Source organism: Calidithermus roseus (assembly GCF_003574095.1).
In the GTDB taxonomy this organism is placed as follows: Bacteria; Deinococcota; Deinococci; order Deinococcales; family Thermaceae; genus Calidithermus; species Calidithermus roseus.
This window is the reverse complement of sequence record NZ_QWLA01000006.1, coordinates 1-18,854: the sequence shown is the minus strand read 5'-3', so window position 1 is coordinate 18,854 and position 18,854 is coordinate 1. Positions and strand designations below refer to the sequence as shown.

The following is an 18,854-nucleotide window of genomic DNA, read 5'->3' as shown; positions in this document are numbered from 1 at the left end:
TTGAAGAACGAACAAAAGGGCGCACGAATCGGCCCGAGATGGGGCTTTTGTACCCCTTTACGTCTCATGGTGGGGCGTGTAAGATTTGCGGTGACGCGTTAAGGAAATTTTGGAAACGCCATGGAAGCGTTCCCATGCTCCGCGTCTGGACCTAGGAGGAAGTATGAGGAAAGGCTGGCTTGTCGCGCTGGGCGTCGTCATGGGCCTGGCAATGGCTCAGGGGAAGCTGACGGTGTGGACGCACTACGGCGGCCCCGAGCTCGAGTGGTTGAAGAAGACGGCTGCGAGCTTTGAAAAATCCAGCGGCACCAAGGTCGAAGTGGTCGAGGTGCCCTTCGGGGATATCCAAAACAAGTTCATCCTGGGTGCCCCTCAGGGCCAGGCGGCTGACCTGATCGTGAGCATTCCGCACGACTGGGTGGGGGCCATGGCGGCAGCGGGCGTGCTCGAGCCCATGGGCAAGTACACCACCGCCAGCTACGTGCAGGGCCTCGATGACGTAGCGGTGGAGGCCCTGACCTACCGCAACCAGCTCTTCGCGCTGCCCATGTTCGCCGAGTCGGTGGCGCTGATCTACAACAAGAAGTACGTCAAGAGCGCCCCCAAGACCTGGGACGAGTTCCTCAAGATCGCCCAGGAGAACACCAAGGGCAACACCTTCGGCTTCCTCTACAACATCGGTGACCCCTACTTCAACTACGGCTTCTTCACCGCCTATGGCGCCAGCGTGTTCGCCAAGAGCGGGGGCAGCCTCAACGCGGGCGACCTGCGTTTGGGCGGTGAGGCCGGGCAGAAGGCCCTGAGCTTCATCAAGGACCTGCGCTATAAGTACAAGCTGGTCCCCGAGGGTGTGGACTACGGCGTGGCCGACGGGGCCTTCAAGGATGGCTCACTGGCTATGATCATCAACGGCCCCTGGGCCATCGGCGACTACAAGAAGGCCAAGATCGACTTCGGCATCGCCTCCTTCCCCGCTCCTCCCGGCGGCTCGGCCTGGAAGCCCTTCGTGGGCGTGCAGGGTGTGGCTATGAACGCCTATTCCCGCAACAAAACCGCCGCCGCCAACTTCGCCAAGCTGCTGGTGAGCGAGAACAGCCAGATCGCCTTCAACCAAGCCGGCGGGCGCATCCCCGTCTCCAAGGCCGCGGTGGCCAAGCTGAAGAACGATCCCGTGGTGGCCGGCTTCTCGCCCGTCATCGCCAGCGGCACGCCCATGCCCAACATTCCCGAGATGGGCAAGGTGTGGGGCCCGTGGGGTAACGCCATCAGCCAAGCCATTCAGAAGCCCGACACCAACGTGGCCAAGATCATAGAGGACATGGTGGCCGAAATCCGCAAGGGAATTGGCTCGAAGTAGCTTTTAACCAGCCCCCGCCCCGCCTCGGCGGGGGCTTTTTTTCAGGAGCGGGGCCCTTCGCTGTGCAGTACGATCTGGGCGGAGGGTCGTTTTTAGGAGGGAAGCATGTACCGATCTCCGCAGGGTGCGCGCGGTTTTCTCCTGTCCATCGGGCTTTTGGGAGGGGCGCTGGGGGGCTCCTTCCTCATAGGGCTGCTGGTTTTCTGGGGCCTGCAAGCCGCTTTCCCCCGCCCCATCGACAACCCCTACCCCGGCTATGTGGTGCTGATCTTCACCGTCGTCGTGCTCATCCCCCTGCTCATCCTCATCGCCCGGCGTTTTGCCTTCATCACCGACTGGTATTACCTGCTGCCCGCCATCAGCTTCCTGCTGGCCTTCACCTTTTATCCCATCATCCTGACGGTTTATTTCGGCTTCACCAACTACAACGGCATCCGCAACAACGGCAAGGCCGACCGCTCGAGCGAAACCCAGATCGTCCGGGTCGAAGGAAGGAGGCTGGTGCTGGCCCAGCCCGCCGCAGATGCGCTTCGCTGTGACGAGCCCGATTGTGCGGGGGTGCAGCTCGAGCTCACCAGCGACACCCAGCGGGCCAGGGTCGGCGTGGTCCAGGCCGACGGAACCATCGTCGAGCTGGCTCGAGCAGTCGGCTTTACGCCCACGCTGGCCTACCGGGTCAACAATTATTCCTTCGTCGGCTTCGAAAACTACGTGCGCATCTTCAGCCAGGCCGGCACCATCTTGTTGCCGGTCTTCATCTGGAACGTGGCCTTCGCCTCGTTCACCGTCTTCATCAGCGCGCTGCTGGGCCTGGTGATCGGCCTGATGCTCAACAACAAGAACCTCAAGCTACGGGGCTTCTACCGCACGGCGCTCATCATCTCCTGGGCCATGCCCGTGGTGATCAGCGTGCAGGTCTTCTCGGCCATGCTCAACGTGCAGTTTGGCCCCATCAACCGCCTCCTGGGCCTGCTGGGCTCCTATCCCATCCCCTGGCTCACCGACCCCGAGTGGTTCAAGGTATCGGCCCTGCTCATCAGCTTGTGGCTGGGCTTTCCCTACTGGATGACTGCCACGCTGGGCGCGCTGTCGACCATCTCCGAGGACGTCTACGAGGCGGCCAGGATCGACGGGGCCACGGGCTGGCAGACGCTCACGAGCATCACCCTGCCCCTGCTGCGCCAGCCCTTCATCCCACTCTTGCTGGGCTCCTTCGCCTACAACTTCAACAACTTCGGCCTGATCTACCTCATGGGGACCCAGCCGGGCGTCGAGGGCCGGCCCTCGACGGCGCAGGCCGGGGACATCCTCATCACCTGGGCCTATAAAACCGCCTTCCAGGCCGACGGGGGGCAGGCTTACGGGCTGGGCGGGGCCATCTCGGTGATTATCTTCTTCATCACCGTGGCCATCAGCCTGGTCAACTTCCGGGTCACCGGGGCGCTGCGGGAGGTGCGCTGATGATCGGCAGCGTGCTGACCTGGCTGGTCACGGCGGGCCTCGCGGCGTGGGTGGTGTTCGGCTACATCCTAGGCATGGACCTGCCTGGGGTTCCGGGGGGGCTGGGGCTGTTGGAACGCATCCAGCCCAACACGCCTTTTGGCTTCGTGCGCGTGGAGAACGGCTGGGTCTATGCGGTAGGGGGTTTGCTGGTCGTCGCAGCCCTGATCCTGCTCTATAGCCTGGCGATCACGGCCTTCGCCAACCGGCGTTCGGGTCGTAAGAAGAGCCCCTGGCCGCTCTTCGGGCAGGGGCTGGTCCACCTGTTCATGTGGCTGATGCTCTTCTTCGCCTATTACCCCATCCTCCAGATCGTGGCGGCTTCCTTCGACCCCACCAACAGCCTGTATCGCTTCAGCGCCCCGCAAAGCGACAACCTGCTGATCCGAGCCCGCGTCATCCCCGACTTCGCCAAGGCCAACTTCGACAACTATGCCAGGCTCTTCGACGGGGTGGTGGTCCACGGCTACCAGTGGGTGCTGATGCTGCTCTCGGCGGCGGCCCTGCTGGGAGCGCTGGGGATCGCCGCCTACCGCCGCCTGATCGGCGACACGAGGGAAAGCGGGTCGCTGGCCTCGAGGCAAAATCGCCTCCTCGTCACTTTCGCCGTGGCCTTCTTCATCCTCGTCGTCTTCCTCTCGCCCACGCAGTTCACCAGCCCCAACACCGAGGCCAAGTTCTTGCTGTGGATCCGCAACACCCTCTTCGTCTCGGGGCTCACCGGGCTGCTGGCGGTGCTGCTGACGGCCACGGCGGGCTATGCCTTCGCCCGCTTCAACTTCCCCGGACGCTATCCCATGCTGCTGGTGTTCATCTTCGTGCAGATGTTCCCCGGCTTCTTGGGCCTCATCGCCATCTACACCCTGATGTCCAACCTGGGCTTCCTGGACCCGCGCTACCCCATCCTCAACTTCGCCGGGCTGGTGCTGGCCTACTCGGGGGGCATCGTGAGCTTCGGCACCTGGGTCTACAAGGGTTTCCTCGAGTCCATCTCCAAGAGCCTCGAGGAGGCCGCCCTCATCGACGGGGCCACCCGGTGGCAGGCCTTCACCCAGGTGCTCGTGCCCCTGTCGGCGCCGATGTTCGTTTTCATCTTCCTCTTGCAGTTCGTGGGCACCTACTCCGAGTTCATCCTGGCCAACCTGCTGCTCACCGGCTCGGATAGCTGGACGGTGGGCATGGGCTTGCGTAACTTCACGACGGGCCAGTTCCAGACCAAGTGGGGCCTCTTCGCCGCTGCCGCGGTGCTGGGCAGCATCCCCATCCTGCTGACGTTCTACGGTTTCCAGCGCTACTTCGTCTCAGGTTATACAGCGGGTTCGGTGAAGGAATAGGTCGAATAGTCGAACAGTCGATGGCTATGAGCTATCGGCCATTCGCCATAGGCGAGGTGCAGATGCACTATCACGATTGGGAACCCTTTTGCGTCGATCCGCTGACCCCAGAGCTGGGCGAGGAAGTCACCCTGCGCCTGCGCACGCGGGCTAAAGAAGGCTACTTGATCCTCGAGCGCTACGGTGAGGTCGAGCGCAGGCCTTTGAAAGCGGTGAAGGGGGGGCTCGAGATCACCGTGCCCATGTACAGCTCACCGCTGCGCTACTGCTTTTTTCTGAGCCGGGAAAGGTGCTACGTCAGCAGCGGTGGAAGCCAGGGGACTATGCCCCGCTACGACCGCTTCTTTCACCTGCTCTCGGCTCCCAGCGTGCCGGAGTGGGCGGTGGGGGCGGTGTTTTACCAGATCTTCCCCGACCGTTTCAAAAATGGCGACCCCTCCAACGAGGCCAAGGCGGCGCAGTGGGTCTACGAGGGGCGACCCATCGTCAAGAAGGGCTGGGACGAGCCGGTGGAGCCGAAGTTTGGGGCGCACCAGCACTACGGGGGCGACCTCGAGGGCATCCGCCAGGAGCTGGGCTACCTCCAGGACCTGGGCGTCGAAGCCCTCTACCTCACCCCCATCCTCCCCTCCCCTTCCTCGCACCGCTACGATGCGCTGGACTACCTCAACACCGACGTGCGCCTGGGGGGCAACGAGGCTTTCGAGCGCCTGGTCGCCGACCTGCACGCGCGCGGCATGAAAATCGTCCTGGACGGGGTGTTCAACCACATCGGCAGCGCCCACCCCGACTTCCAGAAAGCCCTCAAAGACCCCGACAGCCCCGAGGCGGGCCAGTTCACCTTCCACGCCGATGGGACGTATGCCGCTTTCTTCGGGGTCAAGACCCTGCCTAAGCTCGACTACGCCAACCCCCTCACCGTCGAGCGCTGGCTGGACGGCTACCACGCCCCGGTGCGGCACTGGATTCGCAAGGGCGCCGACGGCTGGCGGCTGGACGTAGCCCACCAGATTGGCGAAGGCGGCACCGACCGGGGCAACACCGAGTTGCTGCGGCTGATCCACCGCAACTCCCGCGAGGAGAACCCCGAGGCCTTCGTCTTCGGCGAGCTGTTCTTCGATACTACCGAGAAGCTGCGCCAGCACACCCTCGACGGCTCCATGCACTACGCCGGCTTCGCCAACCCCGTCATGGAATGGCTCAGTGGGCGCAACGTCTATGGCTGGCCGGTTCAGGTGAGCACCCAGGAGGTCTGGGCAACCCTGTGGGACCACTACACCGCGCTGCCGCTGCAAGTGCGCCAGTGCATGTACACCCTGCTGGGCTCGCACGACATCCCTCGGCCCCTGTGGCGGCTGCGGGGCGATGTGGGGAAGTTCAAGCTGGCCCTGGGGCTGCTGCTGAGCTTCCCCGGCGCTCCCGGCATCTACTATGGCGACGAGATCGGCCTCGAGCAGGCCAACGACTATGACGACTTCGTGGGCGACCCCATGTGCCGGGGCACCTTTCCCTGGGATGAGCGCAGGTGGAACCAGGAGGTGCGGAGCTGGGTCAGGCAGCTCATCGCCCTGCGCAAGGCGGTCCCCGCCCTGCGGCGCGGCGGGCTGCAACCGCTGGCGGTCAGCAACACGCTGCTCTCCTTCCGGCGCATCTACGCGGGTGAGGAGGTGTGGGTATACGCGGCGCTCGAGCCCACCGTGCTCGAGTTGCCCATGGCCACCGACCTGCTCGCGGGCAGGGAGGTCTCCGGGCGGCTGGAGTTGCAAGGGTTGGGCCTTTATCGGCTGAAGCGCTAGGCAGAAAGGGGGTGTCGGGTGAGGGGTACGATTCCCTCCGAGCACCTTACGCTACGCAGGGTGGCCAGCAGGGGCGCTACCCTATCCTCTGTAGGCGCTTCTGATAGAGTCAAGGGGTGAGCAAGACGCCCAGACGGGTGGTGGTGGGGCTCTCCGGGGCCTCGGGGATGGCGTATGGGATCGACCTGCTCCAGACCCTGCGGCGCATCGAGGGCCTCGAGATTCACTTGGTCATGACCCAAGGGGCTAAACGGGTGCTGGTCGAGGAGATGGGCAAGCACCCCGAGGAGGTGGAGTTGCTGGCCGACGCGGTACACCGCGCGCAGGACATCGGGGCTTCCATCGCCTCGGGCTCCTTCCGCACCCTGGGCATGGTGATCGTGCCCTGTAGCGCCACTTCGGTTTCCAAGATCGCCTATGGCATCGCCGATAACCTGCTCACCCGCGCCGCTTACGTCCACCTCAAGGAACGCCGCCCGCTGATCTTAGTGCCGCGCGAGGCTCCGCTGCCCATACCGACGCTCGAGGCCCTGCTCAAGGCCGCCCAGGCCGGAGCCACCATCCTGCCCGCGGCCCCCGGTTTCTACACCAGGCCTCAGTCCATCGAGGACCTGTTAGCCTTCATGACCCAGCGCGTGCTGGACCTGCTGGGCCTGGAATACCCCAGGGCCCCGCGCTGGAAGGAGCCCGAGGTGGTCGAGGAATAGAGTTCTGCGGAAAGCGGATGTCGGGGAAGGCCAGTTAGGCGGTGGGCGTGCCTTAGCGCAGGAAGAAGGCCGCGTAGACCAGCCCCAGCGCGATGCGGTAGATGGCGAAGGGCACAAAGGTGTTACGGCTGACGAAACCCAGCAGCCAGCGCACGGTCAGCAGGGCGGTGATGAAGGCCGCCACGAAGCCGGTGGCCATGATTCCGAAGCCCTCCTTTGGGAAGGTGCTGGCGCTTTGCAGTAGGTCGTAGCCGGAAGCCGCCAGCATGGTGGGCACGGCCAGGATGAAGGAGAACTCGGCGGCGGCCCGGCGCGAGAGCCCGCTGAGCATTCCGCCTACGATGGTGGCCCCGCTGCGCGAGGTGCCGGGGAAGATGGCCGCCAGGCCCTGAAATACCCCGATCAGCATGGCCTGGGCTAAGGGCATCTGATCGACGTCGTCGTATCTCTTGTGGTTCTGAAGCCAGCGATCGACGAAGAGCAAAAGCACCCCCACCCCGATCAGGGCGCACACCACGATCAGGTCGTTGCCCAGGATGCGGTCCTTGATGAGGCGGTACAGCCCGAAACCGATGACCCCGGTGGGGATGAAGGCCAAGGCGATGCGCTTCCAGACCTCGAGGTCCCGCAGGAAGCGCGGGAGGTAGAGCGCCAGCACCGCCAGGATGGCCCCGAGTTGGATCACGATCAGGAAACTTTTGGCAAAGTTGTCGCTCTCGATGGGGATGCCCAGCAGATGCGAGGCCAGGGTGAGGTGACCGGTAGAAGAGATGGGCAGGAATTCGGTGAGGCCCTCGAGCACGCCCAGCAGGATGGCTTCCCAAAACGTCACGCCCAAGAGCTTAACACGAAGCCTCTATGAGAATGTCCAGTCTTTTCTGGTAGCCTTTGGGCTGATGTCGCTCTCGGTACTCCTTCCCGCCGCCGGTTTGGGCGAGCGCCTGGGGCGCGGCCCTAAGGCCTTCCTCGAGGTTGGGGGCAAGACCTTGCTCGAGCACGCGCTCTCGGCCTTCGCCTGGGCCGGGGAAGTCCTGGTGGCCCTGCCGCCCGGCTACCCCCAGCCCCCGCGCTCCGGCGTGCGCTTCGTGGCTGGGGGCCCAACCCGCCAGCAAAGCGTGTGGAACATGCTGCGCGAAGCCACAGGCGACGTAGTGCTGGTGCACGACGTGGCCCGGCCCTTCGTGGTACGGGAGGCCGTCGAGCGGCTGCTGAAGGCGGTGAGCGAAACAGGGGCCGCCACCCTGGCGATCCCGGTACCCGACACCCTGGTGGAGGAGCAGTCCGGCTCGTACGGCGCGGTGATCCCGCGCGAGCGCTACCGGCTGGTGCAGACCCCCCAGGGCTTCCGGCGCGAGTTGCTGCTCGAGGCCCACCGCGAGGCCATTCGCCTGGGGCAGGACTACAGCGACGATGCCCAAGCCGTGCTGGCCCTGGGCTACCCGGTGGCGCTGGTCGAGGGCGACCGCAGGATGTTCAAGCTGACCTACCCCGAAGACCTCGACCTCGCCGAAGGGCTGGCCCGCACGTGGAACTGCTAGCACCCGCCAAGGTCAACCTGGGCCTTTCCGTCGTGGGGAGGCTCGAAAACGGCTACCACGAGTTGCACACCCTCTTCGCCGCGCTGGACCTGGGAGACCGGCTCATCGTCGAAGCGCGCCCGGCAGGGATCGGGCTGGAGGTGAGCGGCGCGGAACTCTCCTCGGGGCCGGACAACCTCGTCTACAAGGCGGCGCAGGCCTACCTCGAGGCCGCCGGATGGCCCGGTGGGGTGTGGGTGCGACTGGAGAAAAGGCTCCCGCTGGCCGCCGGGCTGGGCGGGGGCTCCTCCGACGCGGCGGCGGTGCTGCGGGCGCTCTCGAGCCTCTACCCCGCCCCCCTCGACCTCCCTGCCATTGCCCGGAAGCTGGGGGCCGACGTGCCCTTCTTCCTGCTGGGCGGCATGGCCGAAGGGCGGGGTGCGGGGGAGCGCTTAAGGCCCGTAGAGGTCGTGGAAGCCCACCTGGTGTTGGTCAATCCGGGCATCGCGGTTTCGGCGGCGGCGGCCTACGGGGCCCTCCGGCCCGAGGAGTGGGGGGGAGAACTCGACGTCAGGGGCATCCTCGAGGCCCTCCGTTCGGGCCACGACCCGCCCTACTGGAATAGCCTCGAGGCCCCCGTCTTCCGCCTCGAGCCCGCCGTCGCCGAGCTCAAGCTCCACCTGAAGTCCGCAGGGCTGCGCGGGGTGCTGATGTCGGGCTCGGGATCGAGCGTCTTCGGCCTGGCCCCTGATGCCGACGCGGCCCTTTTTCTCGCCCGCCAGCTTCAAGCCCGCTTTCCCTGCTTCTGGGTGCGCGCGGCGCGGACGGTGGGGAGTCAATTGTAGAAGCACCCTCGCCGGGGGCTCGAGACGGGGTGTATATTCAGGGGGTCATCGGGGGTGCTTGGCTCAAAGCCAGGCTGAGAGATACCCTTGGAACCTGACCCGGTTAGGACCGGCGTAGGGAGCGTGACGGGAACAAAGCAAGGCGAACGTGCCTTCGGCCCCCTCCGGTGACAAGGGGGATTTTCTATGTTCAAAAAGCTTCTTCTGGCGACGCTGACCCTGCTGGGGTTGGCCCAGGCACAGCAGCTGACCATCCTCAGCCACGAGAGCTTCAACCTCGACAAGAAGCTGGTGGCCGAGTTCGAGCAGAAAAACGGCATCAAGCTCCGCTTCCTCAAGGCTGGCGATGCTGGGGAGATGCTCAACAAGGCCATCTTGAGCAAGGCCGCGCCCGTAGCCGACGTGATCTACGGCTTCGACAACTCCCAGCTCTCGCTGGCCCTCGAGGCCGACATCCTCCAGCCTTACGCCTCGCCTGCCCTGGCAGTGCTGCGCCCTGAGTTCGTGCTCGATAGGACCTACCGCGCCCTGCCGGTGGACTATGGCTACGTGGCCCTGAACTACGACAAGGCCTACTTCAAGGACAAAGCCCTGCCCCAGAGCTTCGCCGACCTGGCCAGGCCTGAGTTCGCCAAGCTGCTGGTGGTGACCAACCCGGCTACTTCCTCGCCGGGGCTGGCTTTCCTGCTGGCTACGGTCAAGACCTTCGGCGAGGACGGCTACCTCGACTTCTGGGCCAAGCTGCGCGACGGGGGGGTGCGGGTCGAGAAGGGCTGGAGCGAGGCCTACTACACCGCCTTCTCCAAGTCCGGCGGTGACCGCCCGCTGGTGGTGAGCTACGCGACCAGTCCCGCCGCCGAGCTGTTCTACTCGGAGAAAAAGCTCGACGAACCCCCCACGGGCAACCTGCTCCTGCCCGGCAGTTCCTTCTTGCAGGTGGAGTTCGTGGGCATCCTCAAGGGCACCAAGCAACTCGCCGCCGCCCGCAAGTTCGTGGACTGGCTGCTCTCCAAACCCGTGCAGGAGAGCATCCCCACCGAGATGTGGATCTACCCCACCCGCAAGGACGCCACGCTGCCCGAGGTGTTCAAGTGGGCCGAGGTGCCCAGGGCTCCAGCCACCCTCGAGCCCCGTAGCATCGCCCAAAACCGCGAGCGCTGGGTGAGCGAGTGGACCAAAGTGGTGCTGCAGGGGCAGTCGCCTGAGGCGGTGAAGAAGGGGCGAAAATAGCCGCATGCGCCTGAGCCCTCTGCTGGCCCTGCCCGTGCTGGTCTTCCTGGCGCTGGCGCTGGGCTACCCGCTGGTGCGGGTGCTGCTGCTGGGCTTGGGAGAGGGGCTGGGGGAAACCCTGCGGAACCCCTACTACTGGGGGCGGCTGGGGTGGAGCCTGGAGTATGGGCTGGCCTCGAGCCTCCTCACTACCCTGCTGGCCCTGCCCCTGGCCTATGCCTTCCGCTACCGCTTTCCGGGGCGGGAGGCTTTGCTTTCGCTCTCGACGGTGCCCTTCGTGCTGCCTACCCTCGTGGTGGCGCTGGGCTTCCTGGCCCTGGCGGGCCCCAGGGGCCTGCTGGGGCTCAACTTGCAGGGAACGCCCTGGATTTTGCTGTGGGCTGCGGTGTTCTACAACCTAGGTCTGGTGCTGCGCCTGCTGGTGGTGCTGCTGCCCAGCCTCGAGACCCCCCTGGCCGCCGCCCGCACCCTGGGCGCTTCGCCCTGGCGGGCCTACCTGCGGGTGGGCATTCCCCTGCTGGCTCCAGGGTTGCTGGCCGGGGGTGGCCTGACCTTTCTCTATACCTTCAGCAGTTTCGGACTGCCGCTGGTGCTGGGGGGGCAGCGCTATGCGACGCTCGAGGTCGAGATCTACAGCCTGCTCAGCTACCGCCTGGCCTTCCCCGAGGCCACCGCGCTGGCCCTGGCCCAGCTCATGGTGAGCGCCGGGGTCACGCTGCTGTACCTGTGGGTCCAGGCCCGGCTGGCCCTGTCGCTGGGCACGGGAACCGGCCCCAAAGCCCTCCCCCACCTCCGCGCCTGGGGCCTCTCGCTCATCCTGGGGCTGTGGTTCGCCTTGCTCTACGCCCCCTTGCTGGCCCTGCTGGTCAAGGCGCTGCAGAACCCCTCGGCCTTCATCGCCGTCTGGAGCAGCGACGATTTCACCCCGGCAGGCGAGGCCTTGTGGAACACCCTGCGTTTTGCCGGGCTGACCCTGCTGCTGGCCTTCCCCATCGGTTTTCTCTACGCCTACGCGGTCTGGCGCGGCGAGGGGCTGCACCCGCGCCGCGCAGGGCCCCGCTGGCTCGACCTGACCGGGATGCTTCCCCTGCTGGTCTCCCCGGTGCTGGTGGGGCTGGGCTACCTGCTGACTTACCCGCAATTGAGCGGTTCGCTGCTGCTGCTGATCGCGGCCTACGCGCTGCTGAGCTACCCGCTGTTGAGCCGTGCGCTGCTCCCGGCACTGCGGGCCATGCCGAAGAGCGTGCTCGAGGCCGCCCGCACCCTGGGCGCTGGCCCCTGGCGCAGGTTGTGGCGGGTAGAGTGGCCCCTGCTGCAACCCGCCCTGCGCTCAGGAGCGGCCCTGAGCCTGGCCGCCGTGATCGGGGAGTTCGGAGCCACGCTCATCCTGCGCCGCCCGGAGTGGACCACCCTCTCCCTCGCCATCTACGAGCGCCTGGGGCGACCGGGTGCCACCCCCTTCGCCGAGGCGCTGGCCCTGTCAGTTTTGCTGGGGCTCCTGGCAGGCGGGGTGTTCTACCTGCTCGACCGGGGGCGGGGGGCGGTGGGCTAGGGAAGCGGTTTTCGGGTGGCTACGACCGGTGCCCAGCTATCGACATCGACCCTTCAGGCCTTCCCCGCCGAGCCGAAGAGCTCCATGCGGGCTTTGACGATCTTTTTCATCTCCTCGCGGGCCGGGCCCAGGATCTTGCGCGGGTCGAACTCCTTAGCACTACCGCCCAGCACCTCGCGCATGACCGCTACGAAGCCCAGGCGCAGGTCGGTGTCGGTGTTGATCTTGGCGATGCCGGCCTTGATGCCCTTCTGGATGTCCTCGGGGTGAATCCCAGCGGCCTCGCCGATCTCGCCGCCCGCGGAGCGGAAGCGTTCGACGAGTTGCTGGGGCACACTGCTGGCCCCGTGCATCACCAGCGGGTTCGGGACGGCAGCAGCGATGGCCCTGATGCGCTCGTGGTCGATGAAGGGGCGCCCCTTGCCCTTGTAGGCCCCGTGCGAAGTCCCGATGGCCACCGCCAGGTAGTCGGCTCCGGTGGCCTCCATGAACATCCTGGCCTCCTCGGGGTTGGTCAGGAAGGCATCCTCGGCGCTCACCACCACGTGCTCCTCCACCCCACCCAGGCGGCCAATCTCGGCCTCAACACTCACGCCCAGGGCATGGGCGGCCTCCACCACACGCTTGGTCTCGCGGATGTTGGTTTCGGTGTCCTCGTGGGACTTGTCGATCATCACGCTGGTGAAGCCCATCTGGATGGCCTTGAGGCAGGACTCGTAAGAGGAGCCGTGGTCGAGGTGGATGCACACGGGTACCCTGGCATCGCGGCCCATCTCCTTCACCAGGGTCGTCAGGGCCTTGCCGCCGTACTTCATGGCCCCTTCGGAGAGGGCCAGCAGCACCGGGCTTCTGGCCTCCTCGGCGGCCTCGAGCACCGCCTGCACGAACTCCATGTTGTTGACGTTGAAGGCCCCCACTCCGTAGCCCTCTTTGCGAGCCTTGCTCAGAATTTCCATTCCGGTTACGAGCATCGTATCCTCCGGGGCACAGTCTAACGTACGCCCTGCGGTCTATGCCCGACACCCTTTCCCTTTCTCTGCCCCCTTGACAAGGGGGCAAGGGGGATATCCGTGGGCCCCCAGCCCTCAATCCTCGACGCTCTTAACCCCCTTGCTCCCCGCTGCACTCTTCAGTAGGCCCTTCCCGTCGCCTTGGTGAGCAGCAGCTTGAGCTCGTGGGGGCTGGTGGCGGTGAGTTCGGCGTCCTCGAGGCTGATCAGACCCTCCTGGTAGAGCCTGGAGAGGTGCTGCTCGAAAGTCTGCATGCCGCGCAGGTTGTCCTGCGACATGAACTCGCGGATCTGCGGGGTCTTGTGCTCGTCCTTGATCAGCTCGCGGATCAGAGGGGTAGCCAGGAGTACCTCCAGCGCCAGTACCCGCCCCCCTCCATCGGCGCGGGGCACCAGGCGCTGGGAGAGGACGCCCAGCAGCGACTCGGCCAACAGGATACGGATTTGCGTGTGGTCCTGGGGGGGGAAGAAGTCGATGATGCGGTTGATGGTGCGAATGGCGTCGAGGGTGTGCAGGGAGGAAAAGACCAGGTGGCCAGTCTGGGCAGCCATGATCGCGGCTTCCACCGTCTCGCGGTCGCGCATCTCCCCAATGAGGATGACGTCGGGGTCCTGGCGCATGGCGTACTTCAAGCCGGTGAGGAAGGAGTCGGTATCCACGCCAACCTCGCGCTGCACGACCAGGCTCTTCTTGTGCTTGTGTAAGTACTCGATGGGGTCTTCGATGGTGATGATGTTCTTGGCCGAGTGGAGATTGATGTAGTCGACCATCGCGGCCAGGGTGGTGGTCTTGCCCGAGCCGGTGGGGCCGGTCACCAGCACCAGGCCCCGCTCCTGGTTGGCCAGGCTCTCCATCACCTCTTTGGGCAGGCCCAGCGCCTCGAAGCCGGGAATGGCCTCGGAGACTACCCGGATCACCATGCCCATGCTGCCACGCTGGTGCAGCAGATTGCAGCGGAAGCGGGCCAGCCCCGGAAGGGTGAAGGCGAAGTCGAGTTCCTTGCGGTACTCCAGCTCTTCCTGCTGCTCGGGGGTCATCAGGGCTTTGGCGAAGGTCTCGATGTCGCCCTGGCTCATCACCTTGTTGCTAAAAGGCTTGAGCTTGCCGTAGACCCGCATGGTGGGCGGGGCTCCGGCCTGCAAGTGGATGTCCGAGGCCTGAGCCTGCACCATGGCCTTGAGCATTTCGAGGATTGAAGTGGATTTCGAGCTCATCGGGGCTACCTCGGCCATAAGCTAATGCTAGTCCAAGCTACCTTTCGCCTTTGCTCTTCTTCACCAGCAGCGCATGAGAGCTTAACTCTGCATTAAGGTTGGGGCTTCAGTTGACGTTCTCACCGCGTATGTCCAGGTTTCCAGTGTATTTCATGCGGTACATTGCGGCGTCGGATTTGACCAATAAGGCCTCGAGGCTCTCCCCCCTCCGCGGCTGCACACAGCCCACGTCTCCCTGAACCTCGACCGGTCCCACCGAGGTTTGGAAGGGATCATCGAAGGCTTCCATCAGCCGCTCGAGCAGATCCGGCGAGGCGCTGGCTACCACGAACTCGTCCCCCCCGTAGCGCAGCACCAGGTCCTCGCGGCGCACGGCGGCCTTGAGGCGATCGGCCACACCCTTGAGCACCTCGTCTCCCACAGTATGGCCGTAGGTGTCGTTGATGGTTTTGAAGTTCTTGAGGTCTACGAAAGCCAGCACGAAGGGCTTGTTGCCCCTGATCCACTCATCCAGCCGGGTCAGCCCCGACCTGCGGTTGAGCGCCCCGGTCAGGGGATCGCGCTCGCCAATATAGCGCTCGGCGTGCAGCCCACGCGTGTTGAGGGCGAACATCGTCAGGCCAACGGCGTGGGCCAGCAGATAGGGGAAATAGCCCGGATGGCCATAGCCCACCACCCCCAGCACCGCCATGGCCCCCAGGTAAGGCACCACCTCCCAGCGGCGCACTCCGCGGTCATTGCCCGCCAGGATGGCACTGTACAGCCAGATATAGACGATGAAGACCAGCGGGCTCTCACTCCCCCCAGCCAGGCGCAGCACCCAGGCCAGCAACACCAAGTCCACGAAGAACACGAAGTCATCCAGGAAAACCCCGTTGCGCCGGTAATACAGGTAGTTAATCCACTGCTGGGCGAAGGCGATCGGCAGCATTACCAGCAGCTCCCCCAGGCTGATGCGAGCCCCCCCGATGGCCGCCAAGCACAGCAGCCCCACCGCGAGCACCACCCGTGCCCACACCCCGTTCAGCCAGCCCTGGAATGCCTGGGATCGCATTTCGTACCATTCTAGAGGGTCTCGGGGATTTCATCGTGTTCATGGAGCAGACCATTGATCAGGTTCAGCGCGTAGTCTCGAGTCTGCTCCACGTCCTCCCAGCGCACCTGCGCGGCGGTGTCGCTGGGCCAGTGCCAGTTGGGGATGACCCCGTTCTCCAGCCGGATCAGGCTCAAGCAGGCGTGCTCGGGGAAAGCGCGGGTGTCGAAGTAGGCCAGGCGGTACTCCAGGGGCTGGGCTCCCGGCAGCGAACGGGCGGCCTCGAGCAGCTTCCCCGAGTAGGGCCGGTAGCCCAGCATCCCCTCCCCTACCGCGTAAAACAGCGCTCCCCGGCCCACGTTGTCGATGTTGAGGATCAGCGCGTCGCGGGGGACCTGGCCGCTGCGGGCCAGGGCCAGCGCCCCTTTGGTACCCACCTCCTCACAGCCGGTGAGGGCCAGCATCACCCGCCATCCTGGAGGCACCTGCCGGGCCAATTGCTCGAAGAGGCCCGCCGCCACCGCCACCCCCGAGGCGTTGTCGTTGGCCCCACCCACGTAGGGAGCGGTGAGTTCACGCCACAGGAGCAGCCCCGCCTGAACCAGGAAATACAGCCCGATCAACCGCCCCGACCAAGGCAGCAGCGCGGCCAGGGGCGAAGCGAAGGCCAACGTGGCATTGAGCAGAAAGTTGGCCCGAAAGCCCCGCACCCGTCTGGGGTCATAGATGAACCAGGTCTTCGCGCTGTCGTAGTGGGCCATCAGCACCAGGGTTTTGTCGCCGGTCCCGGCCTGAGAGATGAGGTTCTGGGAGGGGTGGCGGTCGAAGAGGGAAGCCCAAGGAGCCCACCCGCCCCCAAAGTGCGCCCAAAAAGCATAGGCTCCCAGCAGGGCGAGCCACCACAGCTCGAGCAGGCCGCCCAGGGCCAGCAACAAGCTCACCAGCATGAGTTCCCAGCCATAGCTGCGCGGCGCTTTGAAGGGTTGGCTCTGAACCGTGTGGCCGCGGGCCTCGAGCCACCCTCGCAGCACGTCTGCGGCCTTGGCTTCCATCGCGGTAGCGCTACCGCGATGGGGCAGAGCGCACAGTGCCTCCCAGAGTTCGCGCACCCCACCAGTTTACGCAGCAGTCGGCTGAGGTGGAGTAAACTGCCGCCATGGGCAAGAAGCGCCGCGAAGAAAAGCTACGCCGCAAGGCCACTCAGCGCCCCCCTCTAACCCTCAAGGAAGCCGTCCGGTTTTTCCCCGGACTCTTCCTGCGCACCTTCCTGGTGCTGACCCCAGTCACCTTGCTCATGCTCGTGCTGGCGGGCATAGGGCTGAGCTTCTTCAACAACTTCTTCGTGCAGCTGGCGGTCTACCTGGCAGCTTACTTCGCCTTCCAGAAGTTCATCATGGGCCCGCTGCACCGCCCCCCGACCCCGAGGTCGAAGTGAGGGAAAAGAGCCCTGCACCCGGCCAGCGTTACGGGAACGTGTAACGCAATTACATCACCCGCCCATAAAAACGCAGTAGACTGGGGGCATGGGTTCTCAAATTTCATGGGAAAGCCGCTTTGCGCGGCGCGCTGCACGCATCACCAGCTCGACCATCCGCGAACTCCTCAAAATGGCCCAGCAACCGGGGATGATCACCTTCTCGGGCGGCCTCCCAGCCCCGGAGCTTTTCCCCGCCGAGGCCATGGCCCAAGCCAGCGCCAGGCTGCTGCGGGAGAAGGCCAACCAGGCCCTCCAGTACAGCACCACCGAGGGCTACCCGGCCCTGCGCGAGTGGGTGGCGGCCCGGCTTCCGGGCACCCAGCCCGACCAGGTGCTCATGGTCTCGGGTTCGCAACAAGCCCTCGACCTGCTGGGCAAGATCTTCATCGACGTCGGCTCGCCGGTCGCGGTGGAATCGCCGACTTACATGGGCGCGCTCTCGGCCTTCAACCCCTACGAGCCCGAGTACCTGAGCATAGCCATGGACGAAGAGGGGATGATCCCCGAGGCGCTCGAGGCCGTGTTGCAGCGGGGGCCGCGCTTCGTCTACGCCCTGCCCACCTTCCAGAACCCTTCAGGCCGCTTGATGAGCCTCGAGCGGCGCAGGAAACTCGTCGAGCTGGCCGATAAGTACAGCGTGCCCATCGTGGAGGACGACGCTTACGCCGAGCTGTACTACAGCGATCAGAAGCTCCCTACCCTCTACAGCCTCGACCAGCAGATGCGCGGGGGTGGCGAGGGCAACGTGATCTACCTCAGCACCTTCTCCAAGACCCTCGCTCCCGGCCTGCGCGTGGCCTATGCCGCAGGCCCGCGCGCGGTGATTCACAAGCTCGTGCAGGCCAAGCAGGGGGCCGACCTGCACACCGGATCGCTCAACCAGATGCTGGTCTACGAGATGGTCAAGTACGGCCTCGAGGAGCAGCTTTCCAAGATCCGCCAGACCTACACTGCCCGACGCGACGTAATGCTCGAGGCCCTGGCCCAGCATCTGCCCAAGGGCATCGTGTGGAACCAGCCCAAAGGCGGTATGTTCATCTGGGTGCAGTTGCCCCAGGGCATGGACGCGGTGAGCCTGTTCAAGAAGGCGCTCGAGCAAAAAGTGACCTTCGTGCCCGGCCAGCCCTTCCACGCCGACGGCAGCGGCCACAACACCCTGCGCCTGTCCTTCTCCAACGCCGAGCCCGAACTCATCCGCGAGGGAATCCGGCGGCTGGGCCGGGCGGCTGAGGAGGAGATGGAGCTGGTGAGGTAGACCAGCAGCCGAAGCAAGACGCAAAATGCTCGTGGCCTGTGGTTGTTGGCGTTCAGCGTTGGCATCTATGGATTCGCTCGAGCAACTCAACCAGCGCCTGCGGGAGAGCGTGCGGTGCGAGGGGGGTTACGCACCGGTTCCGGGAGAGGGCAACCCCCACAGCCCTGTGGTGCTCATCGGGCACAGCCCTTCCGGCAGCGACGTCCAGACCGGGCGGCCCTACAGCGGCCCCGCAGGGGAATTGCTCGAGGAGTTGCTGGCAGAAGCCGGGATCGAGCGCTCGGAGCTTTACATCACCAATCTGGTCAAGTGCTGGACCTGGAAGGAGGAAAACGGGCTCAGGGTCAACCGCATCCCCAGCGCCAAGGAGATCAAGGATTGGGTTCCGGCCTGGCTCAGGCCCGAGCTCGAGCTCATCAAGCCCAGGGCCATCGTCTGCCTGGGAGGGCCTACCGCCCAGCACTTCCTGGGCAAGGGCTTCAAGATCACCCTGCAAGGGGGGCAGTGGCTCGAGCTGCCCGAGGACTCCCCTTACCTCAAGCTCACCGGCCACCATTTCGACCCCAGACCCTTCGTGATGGGGATAGCCCAGCCCAACTACCTCACCCACCTGCAGGAGCACGCCCCCGAAAGCTACCCTGCCGCCCGCTCCAACCTGGTCGCCGACCTGCTCAAGGTCAGGCGGGCGCTCGAGGGCAAGCTGCCCGAAGCCCAGCCGCCAGAGCAGGGGGAGCTGGACATTCCGTTCTGACGAGGGGTTCGGGGTTTAAGGTAAGGGGGGACGGGTGGAGGACTTTATGGCTGACCCTGCCCAACTGCTGCGTCAAGCCGGTCTGAACGCCCAGGCTCTCGAGCCCCTCGCCGGAGGCGGCATGGGAGAGGTCTGGCGGGCGGGGCGTTATACCAACCTTAGATAGATAGTCATCCATTGGGGATCCACCTGAACCCCGCCACCCCCCGGATGACCTCGGGGTGCTCCTGGAGATAGACACAGCGCTCTACCAGACGCTCTTGCAAAGCCTCCAAG

General features: G+C 65.2%; 17 protein-coding genes and 1 riboswitch. Of the genes, 12 read left to right on the top strand and 5 right to left on the bottom strand.

Features of this window, described 5'->3' with window-relative positions:
* The first annotated feature begins 163 nt into the window (after nt 1-163).
* The 5 genes from Mrose_RS02805 to Mrose_RS02785 all read left to right on the top strand — a co-directional run bounded on the left by Mrose_RS02805 (nt 164) and on the right by Mrose_RS02785 (nt 6,694).
* Nucleotides 164-1,357: a sugar ABC transporter substrate-binding protein gene (locus tag Mrose_RS02805; protein WP_119275914.1), complete on the top strand. Its 1,194-nt coding sequence runs from the start codon at nt 164-166 to the stop codon at nt 1,355-1,357.
* Nucleotides 1,358-1,462: 105 nt separating this feature from the next.
* On the top strand, nt 1,463-2,818 hold the full coding sequence (locus Mrose_RS02800; RefSeq protein WP_119275913.1) for an ABC transporter permease subunit: 1,356 nt from the start codon (nt 1,463-1,465) through the stop codon (nt 2,816-2,818).
* On the top strand, nt 2,818-4,191 hold the full coding sequence (locus Mrose_RS02795) for a sugar ABC transporter permease (protein ID WP_119275912.1): 1,374 nt from the start codon (nt 2,818-2,820) through the stop codon (nt 4,189-4,191). The genes Mrose_RS02800 and Mrose_RS02795 overlap by 1 nt, the downstream gene beginning before the upstream one ends.
* A 62-nt stretch (nt 4,192-4,253) precedes the next feature.
* Nucleotides 4,254-5,987: a glycoside hydrolase family 13 protein gene (locus tag Mrose_RS02790; protein WP_119275911.1), complete on the top strand. Its 1,734-nt coding sequence runs from the start codon at nt 4,254-4,256 to the stop codon at nt 5,985-5,987.
* A gap of 116 nt (nt 5,988-6,103) precedes the next feature.
* Nucleotides 6,104-6,694 carry a UbiX family flavin prenyltransferase gene (locus tag Mrose_RS02785; RefSeq protein WP_119275910.1) on the top strand — a complete coding sequence of 197 codons (591 nt, stop codon included), beginning with the start codon at nt 6,104-6,106 and terminating at the stop codon, nt 6,692-6,694.
* Nucleotides 6,695-6,746: 52 nt separating this feature from the next.
* On the opposite strand, the gene Mrose_RS02780 is transcribed toward Mrose_RS02785, so the two are convergent.
* Nucleotides 6,747-7,526, bottom strand: a complete 780-nt coding sequence (locus Mrose_RS02780; RefSeq protein WP_119275909.1) for an undecaprenyl-diphosphate phosphatase — start codon at nt 7,524-7,526, stop codon at nt 6,747-6,749.
* 64 nt (nt 7,527-7,590) lie between these two features.
* On the opposite strand from Mrose_RS02780, the gene ispD reads away from it, so the two are divergent.
* From ispD to Mrose_RS02760, 4 genes are all read left to right on the top strand, one after another.
* A complete protein-coding gene (gene ispD, locus Mrose_RS02775) occupies nt 7,591-8,232 on the top strand; it encodes a 2-C-methyl-D-erythritol 4-phosphate cytidylyltransferase (protein WP_119275908.1) in 642 nt (213 codons plus the stop codon).
* A complete protein-coding gene (gene ispE, locus Mrose_RS02770; RefSeq protein ID WP_119275907.1) occupies nt 8,220-9,056 on the top strand; it encodes a 4-(cytidine 5'-diphospho)-2-C-methyl-D-erythritol kinase in 837 nt (278 codons plus the stop codon). Before ispD ends, ispE begins: the two co-directional genes overlap by 13 nt.
* Before the next feature lie 40 nt (nt 9,057-9,096).
* Nucleotides 9,097-9,195: riboswitch (TPP riboswitch) on the top strand.
* A gap of 47 nt (nt 9,196-9,242) precedes the next feature.
* Entirely contained in the window at nt 9,243-10,286 is a 1,044-nt protein-coding gene (locus Mrose_RS02765; protein WP_119275906.1) for a thiamine ABC transporter substrate-binding protein, read from the top strand.
* A 4-nt stretch (nt 10,287-10,290) separates the two neighbouring features.
* The gene (locus Mrose_RS02760; protein ID WP_119275905.1) at nt 10,291-11,838 is read left to right on the top strand and encodes an ABC transporter permease; all 1,548 of its coding nucleotides are present in this window, start codon (nt 10,291-10,293) and stop codon (nt 11,836-11,838) included.
* A gap of 53 nt (nt 11,839-11,891) precedes the next feature.
* Here Mrose_RS02760 and fba read toward each other — a convergent pair whose 3' ends face one another.
* From fba to Mrose_RS02740, 4 genes are all read right to left on the bottom strand, one after another.
* The gene (fba, locus tag Mrose_RS02755; RefSeq protein ID WP_119275904.1) at nt 11,892-12,809 is read right to left on the bottom strand and encodes a class II fructose-1,6-bisphosphate aldolase; all 918 of its coding nucleotides are present in this window, start codon (nt 12,807-12,809) and stop codon (nt 11,892-11,894) included.
* Nucleotides 12,810-12,967: 158 nt separating this feature from the next.
* Nucleotides 12,968-14,080, bottom strand: a complete 1,113-nt coding sequence (locus Mrose_RS02750; RefSeq protein WP_182482644.1) for a type IV pilus twitching motility protein PilT — start codon at nt 14,078-14,080, stop codon at nt 12,968-12,970.
* A gap of 88 nt (nt 14,081-14,168) precedes the next feature.
* Nucleotides 14,169-15,116, bottom strand: a complete 948-nt coding sequence (locus Mrose_RS02745; RefSeq protein ID WP_119275903.1) for a GGDEF domain-containing protein — start codon at nt 15,114-15,116, stop codon at nt 14,169-14,171.
* 11 nt (nt 15,117-15,127) lie between these two features.
* Nucleotides 15,128-16,204: a M28 family peptidase gene (locus Mrose_RS02740; protein ID WP_245969483.1), complete on the bottom strand. Its 1,077-nt coding sequence runs from the start codon at nt 16,202-16,204 to the stop codon at nt 15,128-15,130.
* Nucleotides 16,205-16,251: 47 nt separating this feature from the next.
* Here Mrose_RS02740 and Mrose_RS02735 point away from each other — a divergent pair, with 47 nt between their 5' ends.
* From Mrose_RS02735 to Mrose_RS02725, 3 genes are all read left to right on the top strand, one after another.
* On the top strand, nt 16,252-16,530 hold the full coding sequence (locus tag Mrose_RS02735) for a hypothetical protein (protein WP_119275902.1): 279 nt from the start codon (nt 16,252-16,254) through the stop codon (nt 16,528-16,530).
* A gap of 88 nt (nt 16,531-16,618) precedes the next feature.
* A complete protein-coding gene (locus tag Mrose_RS02730) occupies nt 16,619-17,827 on the top strand; it encodes an aminotransferase-like domain-containing protein (protein WP_119275901.1) in 1,209 nt (402 codons plus the stop codon).
* Nucleotides 17,828-17,894: 67 nt separating this feature from the next.
* Nucleotides 17,895-18,578, top strand: coding sequence for a uracil-DNA glycosylase (locus Mrose_RS02725; RefSeq protein WP_182482643.1), 684 nt, complete (start codon nt 17,895-17,897; stop codon nt 18,576-18,578).
* The last annotated feature ends 276 nt before the right edge of the window (nt 18,579-18,854 follow it).